Source organism: Kitasatospora sp. NPDC059648, from assembly GCF_042734825.1.
Classification (GTDB): Bacteria; Actinomycetota; Actinomycetes; order Streptomycetales; family Streptomycetaceae; genus Kitasatospora.
In genome coordinates this window covers 94926-115405 of record NZ_JBHWDU010000020.1, presented here as the reverse complement: position 1 = coordinate 115405, position 20480 = coordinate 94926, and the positions used below count along the sequence as shown (strand labels likewise).

Annotated in this window: 11 protein-coding genes and 1 pseudogene; 9 read left to right on the top strand and 3 right to left on the bottom strand. The window is 72.8% G+C overall.

Annotated elements, in window-relative coordinates:
- Positions 1-458: 458 nt before the first annotated feature.
- Together ACFV1W_RS15450 and pepN are read left to right on the top strand one after the other, a co-directional pair.
- Entirely contained in the window at positions 459-2135 is a 1677-nt protein-coding gene (locus tag ACFV1W_RS15450) for a PQQ-binding-like beta-propeller repeat protein (protein WP_380416704.1), read from the top strand.
- Between the two features lie 144 nt (positions 2136-2279).
- The gene (pepN, locus tag ACFV1W_RS15445) at positions 2280-4862 is read left to right on the top strand and encodes an aminopeptidase N (RefSeq protein ID WP_380416702.1); all 2583 of its coding nucleotides are present in this window, start codon (positions 2280-2282) and stop codon (positions 4860-4862) included.
- Positions 4863-4980: 118 nt separating this feature from the next.
- Here the strand turns inward: pepN and ACFV1W_RS15440 are convergent, their stop codons facing one another.
- Together ACFV1W_RS15440 and malQ are read right to left on the bottom strand one after the other, a co-directional pair.
- Positions 4981-5205, bottom strand: coding sequence for a hypothetical protein (locus ACFV1W_RS15440; protein WP_380416700.1), 225 nt, complete (start codon positions 5203-5205; stop codon positions 4981-4983).
- Positions 5206-5279: 74 nt separating this feature from the next.
- Positions 5280-7403, bottom strand: coding sequence for a 4-alpha-glucanotransferase (gene malQ / locus ACFV1W_RS15435; protein WP_380416698.1), 2124 nt, complete (start codon positions 7401-7403; stop codon positions 5280-5282).
- A 449-nt stretch (positions 7404-7852) separates the two neighbouring features.
- Between malQ and ACFV1W_RS15430 the strand changes: the two genes are divergently transcribed.
- Positions 7853-11779 carry a beta-N-acetylglucosaminidase domain-containing protein gene (locus ACFV1W_RS15430; protein ID WP_380416696.1) on the top strand — a complete coding sequence of 1309 codons (3927 nt, stop codon included), beginning with the start codon at positions 7853-7855 and terminating at the stop codon, positions 11777-11779.
- Positions 11780-12105: 326 nt separating this feature from the next.
- Here the strand turns inward: ACFV1W_RS15430 and ACFV1W_RS15425 are convergent.
- Positions 12106-12609 (bottom strand): annotated as a pseudogene (locus ACFV1W_RS15425) (HNH endonuclease); the annotation flags it as partial.
- Between the two features lie 523 nt (positions 12610-13132).
- Between ACFV1W_RS15425 and ACFV1W_RS15420 the strand changes: the two are divergent.
- The 6 genes from ACFV1W_RS15420 (at position 13133) to ACFV1W_RS15395 (ending at position 20467) form a co-directional block, all read left to right on the top strand.
- Positions 13133-14302, top strand: a complete 1170-nt coding sequence (locus ACFV1W_RS15420; RefSeq protein ID WP_380416694.1) for a mechanosensitive ion channel family protein — start codon at positions 13133-13135, stop codon at positions 14300-14302.
- Between the two features lie 243 nt (positions 14303-14545).
- Entirely contained in the window at positions 14546-15736 is a 1191-nt protein-coding gene (locus tag ACFV1W_RS15415) for an ROK family protein (RefSeq protein WP_380416693.1), read from the top strand.
- Between the two features lie 97 nt (positions 15737-15833).
- Positions 15834-17189: an ABC transporter substrate-binding protein gene (locus ACFV1W_RS15410; RefSeq protein ID WP_380416691.1), complete on the top strand. Its 1356-nt coding sequence runs from the start codon at positions 15834-15836 to the stop codon at positions 17187-17189.
- Positions 17190-17212: 23 nt separating this feature from the next.
- Positions 17213-18217 (top strand): carbohydrate ABC transporter permease, encoded by a 1005-nt coding sequence (locus tag ACFV1W_RS15405; RefSeq protein ID WP_380416688.1) that lies wholly within the window; start codon positions 17213-17215, stop codon positions 18215-18217.
- A gap of 31 nt (positions 18218-18248) precedes the next feature.
- Entirely contained in the window at positions 18249-19154 is a 906-nt protein-coding gene (locus ACFV1W_RS15400) for a carbohydrate ABC transporter permease (protein WP_380416686.1), read from the top strand.
- Positions 19154-20467, top strand: a complete 1314-nt coding sequence (locus ACFV1W_RS15395) for a 6-phospho-beta-glucosidase (RefSeq protein ID WP_380416684.1) — start codon at positions 19154-19156, stop codon at positions 20465-20467. Before ACFV1W_RS15400 ends, ACFV1W_RS15395 begins: the two co-directional genes overlap by 1 nt.
- Positions 20468-20480: the final 13 nt, after the last annotated feature.

Sequence of the window (20480 nt, the reverse complement as noted above, 5' to 3'; positions counted from 1 at the left end):
GGCAGTCTGAAAATCACCCGTCACGCCCCCTTCCGCAGCCACCCCCTCCACCGCCCCTCCCGCAGCGCGTCCCTCTCGCCTGGGTCGGGTGTGGGGGGAGGGGGTGGTGGGCGTGGGGGGCGTCGCCCGTGCCCCCGTGGAGGGGGTGGGTGCGTGGGGGCGGGGTGGGTGGAGGGTGAAGGTGTTGCGTGGTCAGGGAGTGTCGGGGTGGGGCGGGTGGTCCTGGCAACGGCTGAAATCCCACTCGCCACTAGCATGGTGCCGAATCTCACCCGTCCCACCGGACCGTGGACGGTACCGGCAGGGGGACGCTTCCAGACATGACGGGGAATCAGATGGCAGGGGATCACCCTACGCCGGGTGCGGGCGACGCAGCCGGCAGCGGCCCGCAGGACAACCGGGGCGTTTCGTTCGGGCGCCCGGCAGGCGGCGTGGATCCCGCCGCCGTCGCGGACCAGATGACACAGCTCGACGGCTCGGCGATCCCGGGTCAGGCCGCGCCCGTCGGCCCGCCGCCGCCGGCCCAGCCGCCCGCGCCGCCGGCCCAGCCGCCGACGGGTGGTGCCGACTACGCGGCGTACGCGCCGACCGCGGCCGGCGGATTCCCCGCGCAGACGCCGGCCGGTGCGCCGATCGGTCCGTACGACCCGGTGCCCGGCGGCGGTTACGGCGCGCCGGACCCCTCCCAGGGCTACAACACCGGCGGGTACGACTACCAGCAGCAGGCCGGGTACAGCTACCCGGGCATGCCGGTACCGGCGGCGCCCAAGCAGCGCAACCCCGTGATGCTGTGGGGCGGGATCATCGGCGGTGTGCTGGCGATCGCCATCGTGATCGGGCTGGTCGTCCTGCTCAAGGGCGACCCCAAGCCCAACCCGGGCCCCGGTCCGGTGGCCGACTCGGGCAACTCCAGCACCAGCACCTCCGCCGGCGGAACCAGCGGGACGACCGGGAACACCACGCCCGACCCGTCCAACGCCACGTACAAGGTCGCCTGGAGCGCCGCCAAGGACCCCAACGCGGACTCGTCCTCGCAGCTGCTCGGTGTCTGGGGCGCCACCTCGGGCTCCGACTCGTTCGCCGTGCGCGCGGACACCACCGGCATCCGGGCGTACAACCTGGCGGACGGCAAGCAGGCCTGGAACATCCCGGTGCCGTCCGGCAGCAAGGAGCTGTGCACCGCCTCCCGCTCGCGCAACGCCAAGAACATCATCGCGGTCTCCTTCAACACCGGTGACTACGACTGTTCCACCATCGGTGCCGTCGACATCGCCCAGGGCAAGCTGCTCTGGAGCGTCAAGGCCACCTCGGACAAGATGTCCAACCCGGCCCTGAGCGTCACCGACAAGGTGGTCGCCGTCGGTTCCCTCGGCGCGCTGAACATCGACAACGGACAGTCCGTCTGGCAGTTCAAGGGGCGCGGCAAGGACTGCACCGTGTACGGCGCCGCGGCCGGCTCCGTGATCGCGGCCAGCGACCGCTGCTACGACAGCGGCCTCCAGAAGTCGGTGCTGCAGGTCGTCAACGCCGAGACCGGCAATCCCGTCAGCCAGGCGATCCCGCTCAACGGCCAGATCGAGCGCATCGACGCGGTCATCAGCACCCAGCCGCTGGTGGTCCTGATGTCCGGCGGCACGAACGGCGACTACATCCTGCCGTTCGACGACAGCTACAAGCCCGGAAACCCGATGTCGACCAAGGAGGCCGGCTCGGACAGCCTGCGCCTGTCCGGCCAGTCCGACCCCATCAGCAACAACGTGGTCGTCGGCAAGACGCTGTACGTCCAGATCGACGGCAGCAAGTCGGGCGTCAACGCGTACGACCTGGGCACCGGCAAGCGCATCTGGTCCGTCAGCTCCCCGTCGTCCACCAACGACATGCGGCTGGTCCCCGGCACCACCAAGGACGGCAAGGTCCGGGCCATCGTCAGCCAGGGCTACGACAAGCCGGCCAAGCTGGTCGCGCTGTCGCCGACCGACGGCTCGATGAGCGACATCGGCACCATGTCGATGCCGAACGGCCTGGACATCGGGATGAGCACGGCCCAGTACTTCATTCCCGACGACAACAGCCAGGTGATCGCCTACCGTCGCACCAGCGGCTACGCGCCGCCACTGACGAAGTGGTCGAAGTAACGTCGGGAGACTGGCTTCCCCAGCAAGGGCGGGGCGGGTCCGGGCCAATGGTCCCGGGACCGCCCCGCCTTCGGCTTATCCGGTCGGGGCACCCCTCGGGCATGCGAGGATTCGGTCCATCAGCCTGACGAAGGAGTGCAGCGAGTGCCCGGCACCAACCTGACCCGCGAAGAGGCCCGCACCCGGGCCGACCTCATCCGGGTGGACGCGTACGACATCGAGCTCGACCTCGGCTCGGCCCGCGAGGGCGGCGGCACCTTCCGGTCCACGACCGTGGTCCGGTTCACCGCCACGACCCCCGGCGCCGACAGCTTCATCGACCTCGTCGCCCCCGGCGTCGAGGAGATCACCCTCAACGGCACGGCGCTCGACCCGGCGAGCTTCGCCGACAGCCGCATCCCGCTGCCCGGCCTGGCGGCCGAGAACGAGCTGCGGGTGGTCGCCGACTGCGCGTACAGCAACACCGGTGAGGGCCTGCACCGGTTCGTCGACCCGGTTGACGGCGAGACCTACCTGTACACCCAGTTCGAGGTGCCGGACGCCCGGCGGGTCTTCGCGAACTTCGAACAGCCGGACCTGAAGGCCACGTTCGCCTTCACCGTGACCGCCCCGACCGGCTGGGTCGTGGTCTCCAACTCGCCCACCCCCGAGCCGGTCGGCGAAGGCGCCACCCAGGTCTGGAAGTTCGAGCCGACCGGCCGGATCTCCAGCTACATCACCGCGCTCGTCGCCGGCCCGTACGTGGGGGTCTTCGACACCTACGAGAAGGGCGAGCAGCGGGTGCCGCTGGGCGTCTACTGCCGCCCCTCGATGCGCGAGTACCTGGACGCCGAGGCGATCTTCGAGGTCACCAAGCAGGGCTTCGACTACTTCCAGGAGAAGTTCGACTACCCGTACCCGTTCGCCAAGTACGACCAGCTCTTCGTCCCGGAGTTCAACGCCGGCGCGATGGAGAACGCGGGCGCCGTCACCCTGCGCGACCAGTACGTGTTCCGTTCCAAGGTCACCGATGCCGCGTACGAGGCGCGCGCCGCGACGATCCTGCACGAGCTCGCCCACATGTGGTTCGGCGACCTCGTCACCATGGAGTGGTGGAACGACCTCTGGCTCAACGAGTCCTTCGCGACCTTCGCCGAGGCCGTCTGCCAGGCGGAGGCCCCCGGCTCCAAGTGGCCGCAGTCCTGGACCACCTTCGCCAACCAGATGAAGACCTGGGCCTACCGGCAGGACCAGCTGCCGTCCACCCACCCGATCATGGCGGACATCAACGACCTGGAGGACGTCCAGGTCAACTTCGACGGCATCACCTACGCCAAGGGCGCCTCGGTGCTCAAGCAGCTGGTGGCGTACGTCGGCCAGGACGCCTTCTTCGAGGGCGTGCGCGCCTACTTCAAGCGCCACGCGTGGGGCAACACGCGGCTGAGCGACCTGCTCGGCGCCCTGGAGGAGGCCAGCGGGCGCGACCTCAAGGCCTGGTCCAAGGCCTGGCTGGAGACGGCCGGGATCAACGTGCTGCGCCCCTCCCTGGTGGTGAACACGGACGGTGACATCGAGTCGTTCGCGGTCCTGCAGGAGGCGCCCGCGCTGCCCGCCGGCGCCAAGGGTGAGGCCGTGCTCCGGCCGCACCGGATCGCGATCGGCCTGTACGAGCTGGTCGACGGCTCGCTGGTGCGCACGGACCGGATCGAGCTGGACCTCGACGGTGCCCGCACCGAGGTGCCGGAGCTGGTCGGGCGCCACCGGCCGGCCGTCGTGCTGCTGAACGACGACGACCTGTCGTACGCCAAGATCCGGCTCGACGAGGACTCGCTGGCCGTCGTCACCGAGAACCTCGGCGGCTTCACCGAGTCGCTGCCGCGCGCCCTGTGCTGGGCCTCCGCCTGGGACATGACCCGCGACGGCGAGCTGGCCGCCCGTGACTACCTGTCGCTGGCGCTGTCCGGCATCGGGCGGGAGACCGACATCGGCGTCGTGCAGTCCGTGCAGCGCCAGGTCAAGCTGGCCCTGGACGCCTACACCGACCCGGACTGGCGCGAGCAGGGCCTCGCCCGCTGGGCCACCGCCTCCGAGGAGCACCTGCGCGCCGCCGAGCCCGGCAGCGACCACCAGCTGGCCTGGGCCCGCACCCTCGCCGCGGTCGCCCGCACGGACGGTCAGCTGGACCTGCTGGCCGGGCTGCTGGACGGCTCGGTGGAGATCAAGGGCCTGGCCGTGGACACCGAGCTGCGCTGGACACTGCTGTCCCGGCTCTCCGCCACCGGCCGCGCCGACGAGGCCGCGGTCGTCGCGGAGCTGGAGCGGGACAACACCGCGGCCGGCCAGGAGCACGCGGCCACCTGCCGCGCCTCCCGCCCGACCGCGGAGGCGAAGGCGCAGGCCTGGGCCTCGGTGGTGGAGTCCGACAAGCTGACCAACTATGTGCAGGAGGCCGTGATCGCCGGCTTCCAGCAGTCGGACCAGCGGGAGCTGCTGGCGCCGTACGCGGAGAAGTACTTCGCCGTGGTGAAGCACATCTGGGAGACCCGCAGCCACGAGATCTCGCAGCAGATCATCGTCGGGCTGTACCCGGCGCTCCAGGTCTCCGAGGCGACGCTGGCCGCCACGGACGCCTGGCTGGCCTCGGCCGAGCCGGCGCCGGCGCTGCGGCGCCAGGTGGTCGAGGCCCGGGCCGGGGTCGAGCGGGCGCTCAAGGCTCAGGTGGTCGACAAGGCGGCCGGGGCGCGGTGACTGCTCCGTTGAGTGCCTGAAGGCCCGAAGGTCCGAAGCCTGAATGCCTGAAACCCCGAAGGGGCGCCGGACGGATCGTCCGGCGCCCCTTCGGGGTTGTGCGGGTCCTGGTGGACGTCTACTTCTTCTTCTTGCCGTACGGCATGGCCGCCAGGCCCGCGATGATCGCGAACGCGGCGAGCGGGATCAGCACGTACAGGCCGATGGTCTGGCCGACGCTCAGCCCGGTACCCGGGTCGTCACCGTCGTCCCTGGTGAGGGCCATGGCGGGCGACGACAGCAGCATCATCAGCGTGACCGTTGCGGTGACCGCGGCGGCTCGCAAAGCGTTCCTCTTGTCCACGTTTCCAACTTACCCGCCGCTTACCGGAGGGCGCGCGTCGGGGTGGGGCCGGTGGTTCCGGTTGCGGGTTCCGGTTAGCTGTTCCGGGGGTTGGGCGGGGCCAGGAGGTGGGCGAGCAGGCGGGCGGCGGGGGTGGTGGCGAGGCGGTCGAGGGTGACCGGGTCGCCCGCGCCGTCGGCGACCGGGAGGCGCCAGTTCGGGTACTGGTCCCAGGTACCGGGCAGGTTCTGCGGGCGCGGGTCGCCGACCAGGTCCGGCAGCCAGACGCCGACCAGCTCCGCCGGGGTGGAGCGGAGGAAGCGGTAGAGCGCCGGCATCGACAGCGGTTCGTCGGGGCCGAGCAGGCCTCGGCTCACCAGCTCGGCCCGCCAGTCGGCCAGCTCGGCGGCGGCCTCCTGCTGCTCCTCGGGGAGGGGGCGGGCCAGCAGGCCGAGGCGGTGGCGCAGCTCGACGTGCTCGCCGGAGAGGCGCGCGGCGGTGCTCGGCAGGTCGTGGGTGGTGAGGGTGGCCAGGCAGCCGGGGCGCCAGCGGTCGGGGGGCAGGATGCCTCCGCCGGCCTGCCAGTCCCGCTCGAACCAGAGCACGGAGGTGCCGAGGATGCCCCGGGCCGCCAGCTCCTCGCGCACGCCCGGCTCGACCGTGCCCAGGTCCTCGCCGATCACCGCCGTACCGGCCCGGTGGGCCTCCAGGGCCAGCACGCCGAGCATCGCCTCGGCGTCGTAGCGGACGTAGGCGCCCTCGGTGGGCGGGTGGCCGTTCGGGACCCACCAGAGGCGGAAGAGGCCCATCACGTGGTCGATGCGCAGAGCGCCCGCGTGGCGTGTTGCCGCCCGCAGGAGTTCCGCGTACGGGGCGTAGCCGGCCGCGGCCAGGGCGTCCGGGCGCCAGGGCGGCAGGCCCCAGTCCTGGCCGTGGGCGTTGAAGGCGTCCGGCGGGGCACCCGTCGAGATGCCGCCGGCCAGCACGTCCTGGAGCGCCCAGGCGTCGGCGCCGTCCGGGTGGACGCCGACCGCGAGGTCGTGGATCAGACCGACCGGCATGCCGGCCTCGCGCGCGGCGCGCTGGGTGTCGGCGAGCTGCTGGTCGACCTGCCAGGCGAGCCAGCGGTGGAACTCGACCTGGGTTTCGAGTTCCTTGGCCGCCCGCTCGATCTGTGGGCCGTTCGGGTGACGCAGGCCCTTGGGCCAGTGGTGCCTGTCGGGGCCGTGCGCCTCGGCCAGGGCGTTCCACAGCGCGTGCCGGCGCAGCCACTCGCCCTCGCGGTGCTGGAACGCCTCGTAGGCCGCCTGGCGGCCGGGGCCGCGGGGGACCTCGTGGAGGAGTCGGAGGGCCTCGCGCTTGAGCGCCCAGACGGCGTCGCGGTCGACCAGGCCGTCGTGGGCGAGGACTTCGTCGCGGAGGCGGGCGGCGCGGCGGGAGAGGTCGTCCGCCTCTGTCCGCTGTTCTCCCGTCAGGTAGGCGTACTCGGGGACGGCCTCGACCCGGAGGTGCACCGGGTCGGCGAAGCGGCGGGACGACGGACGGTACGGGGACGGGTCGGAGGGCGTTCCGGGAAGGGCTTGGTGCAGCGGGTTGATCTGCACGAAGCCCGCGCCGAGGCCGGCGCCGGCCCACTGGACGAGCTCCGCGAGGTCCCCGAGGTCGCCCATGCCCCAGGAGCGGTCGGAGAGCACGGAGTACGACTGGGCGAGGAAACCCCAGCTGCGGCCGGGGAGTTGGGGCAGCCGCTGCGGGGCGACGATCAGCGGCGCCTGCTCCCTCCTGCTGTTGCTCTCCGCCGTGAGGGTGTGTCGCCCGAGCGGCAGGTCGGCGGGCAGCCAGTGCGAATGGCCGCACGGCAGCTCCCAACTGCCGCCGCCCTCCAGCTCCACGTGCAGCCGGGCGTCGGCCGGCACGTCCAGCGCGGTGCGCCGCCCCTGCCGGACCACCACGCAGGGCGGCAGCAACTTCCCGCGCTGCTCGGCACGCTGACGCTCCAGCGCCTCCCGCACCTCCTCCGGCGTCTCCGCCGCCACCCCCAGTGCCCCCAGCACCGCCACCAGCGTCCGCGCCCCCACCACCTGGCCGCCCGCCCCGGGGTAGCGGGTATCCACCCCGTACGCCTGGGCCAGCGCCAGCAGTTCGGCGGGCGGTGGCGGCGCGTCCTGCACCGGTACCTTCAGCCCGTCGGCTCCGTCACTGTCGTGGTAAGCGGCCACTCGCGGCTCCTGCGATGTCTCGGCAACGCCCGGTCAGGACTCCCAAGTCCTACCCGTGTGACGACCCGATGACGCTGCGCGACACGGTGGCGGCCCCACGGGCCTACGCCGGAGGGTCGCTGGAGTGGTAGAGCCGCACCGGAACACCCTACTGACGGACGGAGTAGCCACGCCTGTGACGGCACCGCCGCGAACCACCAGTGGTCCGTTCCGAACCTGCGGACGGCCGTGCCGCCCGCTCCTCCGCGTTCCTGACGTCCGCGTCCTGAGCTGCTGATTCCCGGGCCCGTTCCGCCACCCGGCGGGGCGGGCCCGAGGTGGTGCCGGGGTGGGCCGGGCAGTGGGATGTATTCGGGCAAAGTGGTCATAGCCGCCGGTGACATTGACACCGGGTTGGGTAGCTGGTGGGGTTGCTCGCGTTGTGGTCCAGGCCTGGCGAGGAGGCCCCTGTGCAAGCCCGTGTGTCCGTTGTGGCCGGGCGGCGGCTGCGGCAGCAGTTGGAGCAGACTCCGGCGCTGCGCGAAGTGCTGCACCATCCGGCGGCGCTGGCGGCGCGGCGGGCGACGGCACGGACGTGCCGTCAGCTGGCGCCGCGGACCGCGGACCGGATGATCGCCGATCTGAAGGGGACGGAGCCGCTGTTGGCATCGGTGCGGGCGGAGCGGGCGGCCGGGCGGCCGGGGCGGCGGGCGATGCAGATCGCGGCCGGGGTGGTGACCGCGGCGGTGGTCGGCGGGCTGCTGGCCGGGCCGCTGCCTTCGACGGCGTACGCAGCGACGCCCGGGGCGGACGTGGTGAGCACTGCGCCGCAGACACCGCTGGGCAGCGTGACCGACCCGCAGGTGTTCCCGCACCCGCAGGAGCAGACGGTGGCGGGCAGGGCGGTCACCGTGCCGGCCGCCGTGACGCTGGTGACCGCGCCCAAGGTGGACCGGGGCGCGGTGGACGCCGTCCGCGAGGTGCTGGCCGTCGCCGGGGCCACCGACGTGACCCCGCAGGCGGACGGCGGGACGCCGGCGGCCGGCTCGCTGGTGGTGTACGTCGGCGGCCCCGCCGAGGGCGCCGAGGGCGAGGTGGACCGGACACTGCGCCAGCTGACCGCCGCGGCCGGCGGGAAGGACGGCTCCGCGCCGTCCACCGCGGGCATGCCGCCCGGCGGCTACGTGCTGTCGGCCGGTCAGCTGCCCGCCCAGGGCGGCGGGACGTACGGCGCGGTGGTGCTGGCGGGCGTGGACGCGGCCGGCACCTTCTACGCCGCGCAGAGCCTGCGCCAGCTGCTCGCCGCCGTACCGGCCGGGCAGGGCCAGGGGCCGGGCGCGGCCGGGCTGGGCCTGCCCGGGGTCACGCTGCGGGACTGGCCGAGCGGCGCAGCGGTGCGGGGCACCGCGGAGGCGTTCTACGGCACCCCGTGGACCGCCGAGCAGCGGCTCGACCAGGTGGACTTCCTGGGCCGCTCCAAGCAGAACTTCTACCTCTACGCCCCGGGTGACGACCCGTTCCGGCTCAGCCGCTGGCGCGACGCCTACCCCGCCGACCAGCAGTCCGACCTGCGCGAGCTCGGCGACCGGGCCCGGCTGAACCACGTCACCCTCGGCTACGCGATCGACCCCGGGCAGTCCCTCTGCTTCACCGACGACGACGACGTCGACGCGCTGGTGAAGAAGCTGGACGGGCTGCGCAAGCTCGGCTTCACCGCGTTCCAGCTGCAGTTCCTGGACGTCAGCTACGACGAGTGGCACTGCGGCGACGACCGCGACGAGTACGGCACCGGACCGGCCGCCGCGGCCAAGGCGCAGGCCGCGCTGGTGAAGAAGGTGCAGGACCGGCTGATCGCGAAGAACCCGGGCCTGGCGCCGCTGTCCGTCGTCCCGACCGAGTACCACAAGCAGGGCTCCTCTCCGTACCGCAAGGCACTGGCCGACGCGCTGCCGGCCGGGGTGCAGGTGGCCTGGAGCGGCGGCGCGGTGATCCCGGAGAAAATCACCGGCGCCCAGACCTCCGACACCGGCAGCCTGTACGGGCACCCGCTGGTCACCATGGACAACTACCCGGTCAACGACGCCAGCCCGGACCGGCTCTTCCTCGGCGCCTACACCGGCCGCGACCCCGAGGTGGCGACCCGCTCGGCGGTGCTGCTGACCGGCGCGATGCAGCAGCCGGTGGCCTCCCGGATAGCGCTCGCCACGGCCGGCGACTTCGCCTGGAACCCGGCCGGCTACAAGCCCGACGACTCCTGGCGGGCCGCGGTGCGCTCGCTGGCCGGGCCGACCGGCGCCGCCGCCACGCCCGCCGGGTCGGCGCTGTCCGCCGTCACCGCGCTGGCCGGCAACAGCACCTCCTCGCCGCTGGCCAAGCAGGAGTCCGGCTACCTGCAGCCGCTGCTGGACCAGTTCTGGGCCAACGCCGAGCCCACCTCCGGCGCGGCCCCCGACCCCAACAAGCTGATAGCGGCGGCGGCGCCGCTGCGGGACGCCTTCACCGCGATGGCGGGCGCCCAGCAGACCCTGGCCGGCACCCAGGCCACCGCCCAGCTGGCCGCCGAGGCCGGCCCCTGGCTCGGCCCGCTGCGCGACTACGGGCTGGCCGGGCAGGCCGCGCTGGACATGCTGCTGGCCCAGCACGGCGGCGACGGCGCGGCGGCCTGGAAGGCCCGCGTCCGGCTCAACCAGCTGCGCGCGCAGCTCGCCCAGGCCCCGGCGACCGTCGGCGCGGGCGTGCTCGGCCCGTTCCTGGACCGTGCCGTGCGCGCCGCCGACAACTGGTCCGGCGTGGTCAGCGGCGGAGTAGTCCCGACCGCGAGCATGGGCACCGCCCACGACCACATGCCGGCGCTGATGGTCGACGGCCAGGCCGACACCTTCTACTGGAGCTCCGCTCCCCCGCAGGCCGGCGACTCGGTCGGCGTCGACCTCGGCGCGGGCCGGCCGATCAGCGGCGTCACCGTGCTGATGGGCGGCTGGGGCGACGGACCGGACGCCCAGAACGCCGTGGACGACTACATCCGCGACGGCGTGCTGGAGTACAGCACCGGCGAGGGCGGCTGGAAGCAGCTCGCCGTGGTGAGGAACCAGAAGACGGTCAGCGCCCAGCTGCCGGCCGGCACCGTGGTACGGGCGGTTCGGCTGCGGGCCACCTCCGCGCAGAAGACCGCCGTCGCGGTGCGCGAGTTCACCGTGACCGCCCCGGACGAGTCCCCGGCCAGCGTCTCCGGCGGGCCTGCCGCGTTGCCCGGCTCCTCGGCCGCGGCCGTGCTGGACGGCAACCCGGACACCGCGTACCGCGCCGCCAAGGCGCCCACCGCGCTGGACGAGCCGCTCGTCGTCGAGCTGGGCAGCGCCCGCCCGCTGGACCGGCTCACCGTGCTGACCGACCCGAACGTGCGGGCCACCGCCACGGTCGCGGTGCGCCGTGCCGACGGCAGCTGGGTGGACATCGGCACCGTGCAGCCCGGCTACAACGAGCTGCCGGCCGGCGGACAGGCCGCCGACGCGTTCCGGCTGACCTGGAAGCCCGGCGGCGACCCGCCGGTGGTCAACCAGGTGATCCCCTGGTACGCGGACGCCCCGGCGGCCCGGCTGAGCCTCGCCGACCCGGCCCTGGACGTGGTCACCGGCGCCGCCGCGCCCGCCAAGACCCAGGCCACCGTCGAGGCCGGCCGCCCCGAGGGCACCACCGGCGAGCTGCGCACCGAGGTGCCGGCCGCCGCCAAGGGCCTGACCGTGACCCCGTCCGGCGCGGTGACCGTGCCGCGCGGCGGCCGGGTGGGCGTGCCGCTGCTGGTCACCGCCGCGCAGGGGACGCCCTCCGGGACGTACCAGGTGCCGGTGTCGTTCGTGGCGGGCGGCACCACCGTGAAGCAGGTGCTGCAGGTGCACGTGGTACCGCCGACCGGCGGGCCGGACCTGGCGGTGGGCGCGCAGGCGAGCTCCTCGGGCGACGAGACGCCGAACTTCCCCGCCTCGGCCGTCGCCGACGGCGACCCGAAGTCCCGCTGGTCCTCGCCGGCGAAGGACGACGCCTGGGTGCAGCTGGCGCTGCCGCAGGCGGCCCACCTGGGGGCGGCGGTGCTGCACTGGCAGTCCGCGTACGCCTCCTCGTACAGGATCCAGGTCTCGGCGGACGGCAGCAGCTGGACGGACGCGGCGACGGTGGACAACGGCAAGGGCGGCGACGAGACGGTGCGCTTCGACGCGCCGAACGTGCGGTACGTCCGGATGCAGGGCGTGGCGCGGGCCACCAAGTTCGGCTACTCGCTGTACGGCATCGAGCTGTACGCCGTCACGGCTCCGGCCGCCCCGCCGCAGCCGCCGGCCAACCCGCCGGGGCAGCCGGGGCAGACGGGGGCGCCGGTCGCGCCGCCGACGACGAAGCCGTAGCGGACAGCGGTGGCCGGGGCGTAGCCGTAGCCGCACCGCGCCGCGGCCGTCCCGAGCCGTAGCCGCCTCGAACAGGGGGACATGCGGCGGGCCGCCGGCCCCCCTTCGTGGGGGGCACGGCGGCCCATGAGGCGCGTACCGACGGTGTGACGGGCGGGCCCTTTGTGTCGCTTCGGTCAGGCGGAGAGCGGTTCGGGCTGCTCGCCGCGGCGGACGGGGGCGGGGTGAGCCGGGTGGACGGCGTGCGCCCGGCCGATCGGGACGGAGTGGGTCGGCTCGGTATGGTCGTGGTGCTCGTACTCGCCCCACTGGGGGGCGCGCAGCTGGTCACCGCCGCCGTACGGCTCCAGGTAGGGCCGCCAGCGCGGGTCCTTGATCCCGGTGCCGATGATCCGCCAGGCGAGGCCGCTGGGCGGTGCGGGTGGTCGTTTCATCCGCCAGCCGAGTTCGGTCAGGTGGCGGTCGGCCTTGGTGTGGTTGCAGCGGCGGCAGGCCGCCACCACGTTGTCCCACCGGTGCTGGCCGCCCCGGCTGCGCGGGATGACGTGGTCGACGCTGGTGGCGGCGGCCCCGCAGTAGACGCAGCGGCCGTGGTCCCGGGCGAACAGCGCCCGGCGGGTGAGCGGGACGGGCCCGCAGAACGGGACCCGGACGAACCGGGTCAGACGGACGACGGACGGCGCCGGTAGGGCGCTGGTGGCGCTGTGCAGAGTGACTCCCGTGTCCTCCAGGCTGACCGCCTTGTGGTTGAGGACCAGGATGAGTGCGCGGCGCATCGATACGACGCCGAGTGGCTCGTAGGACGCGTTGAGGACCAGGACATGCGGCACGGATGCCTCCTTGGACGCCTGCGGCGCGTGGCTCGCGCCGGGACGAGCGGTTGGATCCCGCAACGAGTGCGCGATCTCCCCCAGTGTCGCCTTACGGCTTCGTGCGGCGCCACCACTCCTGTGTAACGGACCTGACGTGAACTCCGGGTGTGGTGTCTGTCATAGCCGGTATGCCCGGGGGAAGGTCCGGTTGCACCCGGGTGCCGCCGGGACGGGGGCGGTGGCCGGGCGGGGAGCGCGGCTCGGCCGGACGGAGCAGCCCGCTGGGCCGTACGGCGGCGGGACGGCGGCCGTTCGGGGTGGTGGGGCCGGTGGTGCGGGGCGGTGCGCGCGTGGTGCGCGGTGGTGCCGGGCGGGTGCCCGGGGGGAGCGCACCGGGGCGTTGACGGGGCGTCCGGAGTGGGCCGTACGCCCTGTGCGCGGTCCGGACAGGTGTCCGGCGCCGGATAGGCTAGCCTGCACGGTCCGTGGGCCGCTTGCGCGGCGCGGGCCGGTCACGCCCCCTGCAAGGAAGGTCCCGCACGTGTTCCGCTCCGGTGCCACCGGTCCGATCGACGCGTCCTCGGCGCTCTCCACCCCGACGCCGGTGCCCTCCCCCACCGCGTCCCCCACCGCGCCGGAGCTGCCGCAGCTGCGGATCCCCACCAGCGCGCAGGAGGTCACCGACACCACCAAGCAGGCGGCCAGCTGGTTCGACACCCACTGGCAGAGCTGGCTGGCGGGCGGCCTGCAGATCGTCCTGATCATCGTGCTGGCGCTGGTGCTGCGGGTCGTGGTGAGCAAGCTGATCACCCAGCTGATAGCGCGGATGGCGCGCAGTCACGACCAGCACGAGGAGAGCCTGCTCGGCGGGCTGCTGGCCAACCACGGGGTGGTGAACCCGGAGCGGCGCCAGCAGCGCTCGGAGGCGATCGGCTCGGTGCTGCGCAGCGTGGCGTCCTTCACCATCCTGGGCACGGCGGCGCTGATGGTGCTCTCCGCGCTGGGGATGAACCTGGCGCCGCTGCTGGCGAGCGCCGGCGTGGCCGGTGTGGCGATCGGTTTCGGCGCCCGCAACCTGGTGACGGACTTCCTCTCCGGGGTCTTCATGATCATGGAGGACCAGTACGGCGTGGGCGACGAGATCGACACCGGGGTGGCCACCGGCACGGTGCTGGAGGTCGGGCTGCGGGTGACCAAGCTGCGCGGGGCCAACGGCGAGATCTGGTACATCCGCAACGGCGAGGTGAAGCGGATCGCCAACATGAGCCAGGGCTGGGCGACCGCCTCGGTGGACGTGCAGGTCGGGTACAAGGAGGACCTGCAGCGGGTCGAGGACCTGATCCAGGAGACCGCCGAGGGGCTGGCCAAGGAGGCGCCGTACGACGAACTGGTCTGGGCGCCGGTGTCGATCCTGGGCGTGGAGTCGGTGGCGGCGGACTCGGTGGTGGTGCGGGTCGAGGCCCGGACCGCGCCGGGCAAGGCACCGGTGGTCTCCCGGGCGCTGCGCCAGCGACTGAAGACGGCCTTCGACCGGGCCGGGATCAAGGTCAAGGAGGAGACCCCGGCGGTGGCCACCGGGGTGTCGATCACCGCGGCCGAGCCCGCCCCGCCCTCCGCCCTGTCCGACCCGACCTCGCCCCGCTACCGGGCGACCGAACCGATCCCGCTGCCCAAGCCCCCGACGGACGACCCGACGATCGTGAAGCCGTAGCGGTCCGGTCGACCGCGCCCGTCGGCCGAGAGCCCCGCTCCCACTCCGGTGGGGCGGGGCTCTCGGCTTTCCCCGGGGCGGTCCGGTGTCCCGGTGGCGGTCCGGCCCCCGGTAACGCTTCGGCATCCGGGGCTTCACCGGGCATTGACACCCTGCTGACGGGGACCGTACGGTCCTGTGCCAAGCGACTGGAAAGTTTCCTAACAGTCCACGTCGACCGGTGGGAAGGGGAGGATTCCGGGCATGACCAAGAGCACCGCCAAGGCTCCCCTCGCCGGCACCCCCAGCCTGCTGCGCGCCATCAACGACCGCGCCGCCCTCGACCTGCTGCTGGAGAACGGGCCGCTGTCCCGCACCCAGATCGGCGCACTGACCGGGCTGTCCAAGCCGACCGCCTCGCAGTTGCTGTCCCGGCTGGAGGCGGCCGGGCTGGTCCTGCCGGTCGGTACCACCGAGGGCGGCCCGGGCCCCAACGCGCAGCTGTACCAGGTGAATCCGGCTGCGGGGTACGTCGCCGGACTGGACGTCACCAACAGCGGGATCAGAGTCGCCGTCGCCGACATCACCGGCGGCACGCTGGCCGAGCACAGCGTGTCCACCAGAGGCGTCCCGGCCGCCGGGACCGTGCCGGCGGTGGCCGCCGCCGTCACCGAGGCGGTCCGCGCCGCCGGGCTGCCCCCGGGGAGCCTGCGCACCGCGGCGATCGGCGTCGGCGGCGCCCCCGACCCGGTCACCGGCAAGCTGCACTACGCCTCCCACCTGCCCGGCTGGCACTCGCCCCGGCTGCTGGCCGAGCTCACCGAGGCGATCGGCGCGCCGGTGTCGATCGAGAACGACGTGAACCTGGCCGCGGTCGCCGAGCAGGCCTCCGGCGCGGCGGCCGGCTTCGAGGACTTCGTCCTGCTCTGGGCCGGCGCCGGCGTCGGTGCCGCGATCGTGCTGGCCGGGCGGCTGCACCGCGGCTTCACCGGCGGCGCCGGTGAGGTCGGCTACATGCCGGTGCCCGGTTCACCGGTCGAGTGGGACGCCCGCCGCCGCAAGTTCGGCGGCTTCCAGGCCAAGGTCGGCGCACCCGCCGTCCGGGCCCTGGCGCGCGAGCACGGGCTCGGCGCGCCCACCGCGGAGGAGTCGATCGCCAAGGCCCTGGAGACCCCGGGCGCCGGTGACGCGTTCCTCACCGAACTGGCCGCACGGCTCGCCGTCGGGCTGTCCGTGATCGTCGCCGTGGTCGACCCCCAGCTGGTGGTCCTCTCCGGCGCGGTGCCGAGTGCCGGCGGCGAGCGCCTGCGCGCGCTCGTCGAGGACGAACTGGCCCGGATCTGCCTCGCCCGTCCGGAGATCCGCAGCAGTGCCCTGCCCGGCTCGCCCGTCCTGCTCGGCGCCCTTCAGCGCGCCCTGGCGGACGCCCGTGAGGCGGTCTTCTCCACCCACTGACGCTCCCGCTCCCGCCCCCTGCACCCACCTCTCCCCGATCCCTACGCGGGCCACGAGGCAATGACGCCTGCCCGCGCACCCCCAGGAGGACCTCGAAGTGCACGCCACCACCTCCCGCAGAGGCCGCCGCACGATCGCCGCCGTCGCGGGCAGCGCCGTCCTGGCCCTGTTCGCCTCCGCCTGCACCGGTTCCAGCGAGTCGGGCGGCAACGACGACTCCGCCAGCGGCAAGGACGTCACCATCACCTTCTGGCACGGCTGGAGCCAGGACAGCGAGGTGAAGGCGATCAACGACACCATCGCCGCCTTCGAGAAGGCCCACCCCAACATCCACGTCAAGCCGGTGGGCAACGTCGCGGACGACAAGGTCAACCAGGCCCTGCGGGCCGGCGGCGACGACGCGCCGGACGTGGTGTCCTCCTTCACCACCAACAACGTCGGCATGTTCTGCTCGACCAGGGCCTTCATCGATCTCAAGCCCCTGCTGCAGAGGAGCGGCATCGACCCGGCCAGGACCTTCCCGGCCGCGATGCTCAACTACACGCGGTTCCAGGGCAACCAGTGCTCGCTGCCGCTGCTCGGCGACGCCTACGGGCTGTACTACAACAGGAAGGCCTTCGCCGCGGCCGGCATCACCGCCCCGCCGAAGACCTTCAGCGAGTTCGCCGACGACGCCAGGAAGCTCACCGTCGCCGACGGCGACTCGTACAAGCAGCTCGGCTTCATGCCGCTGTACCACGGCTACGAGTCCACCACCGAGCACTTCCTGGGCCAGTACGGCGCCACCTACTTCGGCGCCGACGGCAAGTCGAACCTCGCCTCCGACCCCAAGGTCGCGGCGATGCTCGGCTGGCAGAAGGGCCTGGTCGACCAGCTCGGCGGCTACGCCAAGCTGGACAGGTACCGCGCCACCTTCGGCGAGGAGTTCAGCGCCAAGAACCCGTTCCAGACCGGCCAGGTGGCGATGGCCATCGACGGCGAGTGGCGCACCGCCTCGCTCGCCGAGAACAAGCCCGACTTCGACTGGGCCACCGCGCCGTTCCCAGTCCCGGACGACCAGGCCGACACCTACGGCCGCGGCTACCAGACCGGCACCATCGTCGGCATCGCCAGCACCAGCAAGAAGCAGGCGGCGGCCTGGGAGTTCGTCAAGTTCCTGACCACCGACACCGACGCGGTGGTCGACTTCGCCAACGCGATCCACAACGTGCCCAGCACCTTCGACGCGCTCAACTCGCCGAAGCTGGTCGGCGACGCCAACTTCAAGACCTTCCTGGACGTCGCCAAGAACCCCGACTCGGGCACCACGCCCGCGAGCGTCAACGGCGGCGGCTACATCGTCTCGCTGCAGAACCTCGGCTACGACATCGAGTCCGGCAAGCAGCCGGACGTCCAGGCGGGTCTCGCCGCCACGGCCAAGCAGATCGACACCGACATCGCCCAGGCGAAGTAGCGGAACGGTCCACGGAGCTCCCCATGTCACTCGCGTTCGGCACCCGCAAGGGCACTGGGACCGGGGCGACCGACCCGGCGGCGCCGTCCACGCAGCACCTGCTGCGCCGGAAGCGCCGCCGGGAGGCGGCCCGCACCCTCGCCTTCCTCTCCCCCTGGCTCATCGGGTTCGGCGTCTTCTTCGTCTACCCGCTGGTCTCCACCGCCTACTTCTCCTTCACCCAGTACAACGGCTTCGGCAGCCCGACCTTCAACGGCCTGAAGAACTGGGACTACGTCCTCGACGAGCTGCCGGCCTTCTGGCAGGGCCTGCGCAACACCGTCTGGCTGGTCGTGATCATGGTCAGCCTGCGGGTCGCCTTCGGCCTCGGCATCGGCCTGCTCATCACCAAGGTCAGGACCGGCGCCGGGTTCTTCCGCACCGCCTTCTACCTGCCCTACCTGGCCCCGCCGGTGGCCGCCACGGTGGCCTTCGCCTTCCTGCTCAACCCCGGCACCGGCCCGCTCAACCACCTGCTCGGCGAGCTCGGCCTGCCGCAGCCCGGCTGGTTCGCCGACCCGGACTGGTCCAAGCCCGCGCTCACCCTGCTCGCCATGTGGGGCATCGGCGACCTGATGGTCATCTTCATGGCCGCGCTGCTGGACGTCCCCAAGGAGCAGTACGAGGCGGCCGAACTGGACGGCGCCGGACCGTTCCAGAGGTTCCGGTACGTCACGCTGCCGAACATCTCGCCGATCATCATGTTCGCGGTGGTCACCGGGGTCATCCAGACCATGCAGTACTACACCCAGGCGATCGTCGCCGGGAAGGTCGCCAGCGGCATCGCGGGCAACTCCGGCCAGCCGTTCGAGCCGGGCTTCCCCCAGGGCTCCACCTGGACCCTGCCGCAGATGGTCTACAACCTCGGCTTCCAGCGCTTCAACTACGGCGCGGCCTGCGTCGTCGCCCTGGTGCTGTTCGCCATCTCGATGGCCGTCACCTCGATCCTGCTCCGCCGCAGGTCCGGCTTCATGTCGAGCGACGACTGAGCGACGACCAGCGGCCCCTGAGGACTCCACCATGACTCTCAGCTCCACCCCCACGCTCACCGAGGCGACGGCGGCCTCCCGCACCGGAACCGCCGCCGCCCGGGCCGCCCGGCGCCGGGCGCTGCTCAACTGGGTGGCCGTGCACTCGCTGGCCATCGCCGCCGCGCTGTTCTTCCTGCTGCCCTTCGTCTTCGTCTTCCTCACCTCGGTGATGAACGACCAGCAGGCGCTCACCACCGACTACTGGCCCACCTCCTGGAACTGGGGCAACTACGGCAAGGTCTGGGACACCCCCGGCTTCCTCACCTGGTGGCGCAACACCCTGGTGTACGCCGGCGCCGGCACCCTGCTCACCGTCGTCTCCAGCCTGCCCGTCGCCTACGCGCTCGCCAAGTTCCGCTTCCGCGGCCGCAACCTGGCGCTGATGGCGGTCATCGCGATGATGATGCTGCCCCCGCAGGTCACCGTCATCCCGATGTACCTGTTCTGGGCCAAGCAGATGGGCCTGGGCGGCTCGCTCTGGCCGCTGATCATCCCGATGGCCTTCGGCGACGCGTTCTCGATCTTCCTGTTGCGCCAGTTCCTGATGACCGTCCCCAAGGAGTACATCGAGGCCGCCCGGATCGACGGCTGCGGCGACCTGCGCACCCTGCTGCGGGTCGTCCTGCCGATGGCCAAGCCGGCCATCGCCGCCGTCGCCCTGTTCCAGTTCTTCTACTGCTGGAACGACTACTTCGGCCCGCAGATCTACGCCAGCAACAACCACCAGGCCTGGACGCTCAGTTACGGCCTGGAGTCGTTCAAGGCCGCCCACCACACCAACTGGAACCTCACCATGGCCGCCACCCTGCTGGTGATGGCCCCGGTGATCGTCCTCTTCTTCTTCGCTCAGAAGGCCTTCATCGAAGGCGTGACACTGACAGGGGTCAAGGGCTGATGGCCGCCACACTCAAGTCCGGCAGTTCCGCGCTCAAGCTGGCCGTCGTCGGCGGCGGTTCGACGTACACCCCCGAACTGATCGACGGCTTCGCCCGGCTGCGCGACACCCTGCCGATCGGCGAACTGGTGCTGATCGACCCGGCCGCCGAGCGGCTGGAGCTGATCGGCGGGCTCGCCCGGCGGATCTTCGCCAAGCAGGGGCACCCCGCGGCGGTGTCGGTGACCACCGACCTGACGGCGGGCGTCGCGGACGCCGACGCCGTCCTGCTCCAACTGCGGGTCGGCGGACAGGCCGCGCGCAACCGGGACGAGACCTGGCCGCTGGAGTGCGGCTGCGTCGGCCAGGAGACCACCGGCGCGGGCGGGCTCGCCAAGGCGCTGCGCACCGTCCCGGTCGTCCTCGACATCGCCGAGCGGGTCCGGCGGACCAACCCGGACGCCTGGATCGTCGACTTCACCAACCCGGTCGGCATCGTCACCCGCGCCCTGCAGAGCGCCGGCCACAGGGCCGTCGGGCTGTGCAACGTCGCGATCGGCTTCCAGCGCAGGTTCGCCGCCCACCTGGGGGTGGACCCGGAGCTGGTCCGGCTCGACCACGTCGGGCTCAACCACCTCACCTGGGAGCGCGGGGCGACCCTGCTGGACGCGCCGGGCGCCACCGGCGGCCGGGAGGTGCTGCCCACCCTGCTCGGTGACTTCGGCAAGGAGATCGCCGAGGACCTCCACCTGCCGCAGGCCTTCGTCCAGCGGCTCGGCGCGGTGCCCTCGTACTACCTGCGGTACTTCTACCAGCACGACGCGGTGGTCGAGGAGCTCCGGGCCCAGGGCTCGCGGGCCGCGCAGGTCGCCGAGATCGAGCGGCAGCTGCTGGAGCTGTACGCCGATCCCGCGCTGGACACCAAGCCCGAACTGCTCGGCGAGCGCGGCGGCGCCTTCTACTCGGAGGCCGCCGTCCAGCTGATCTCGGCGCTGCTGGGCACCGGCGGCGGGACGTCCGTCCAGGTGGTCAACACCCGCAACGACGGGGTGCTGCCCTTCCTGCCCGACGACGCCGTCATCGAGGTCCCGGCCGAGGTGGACGCCGACGGTGTCCGGCCGCTGCCGCAGCGGCCGGTCGAGCCGCTGTTCGCCGGGCTGATCGCCGCCGTCACCTCGTACGAGCACCTCGCGCTCGACGCCGCCCTGCACGGCGGACGCGACCGGGTCTTCGACGCCCTGCTCGCCCACCCGCTGGTCGGCCAGATCGAACTCGCCGACCAGCTCACGGACCGGCTGCTCGCCCACAACCGCGAGCACCTCGCCTGGGCCTGAACGCCCCCGTGCC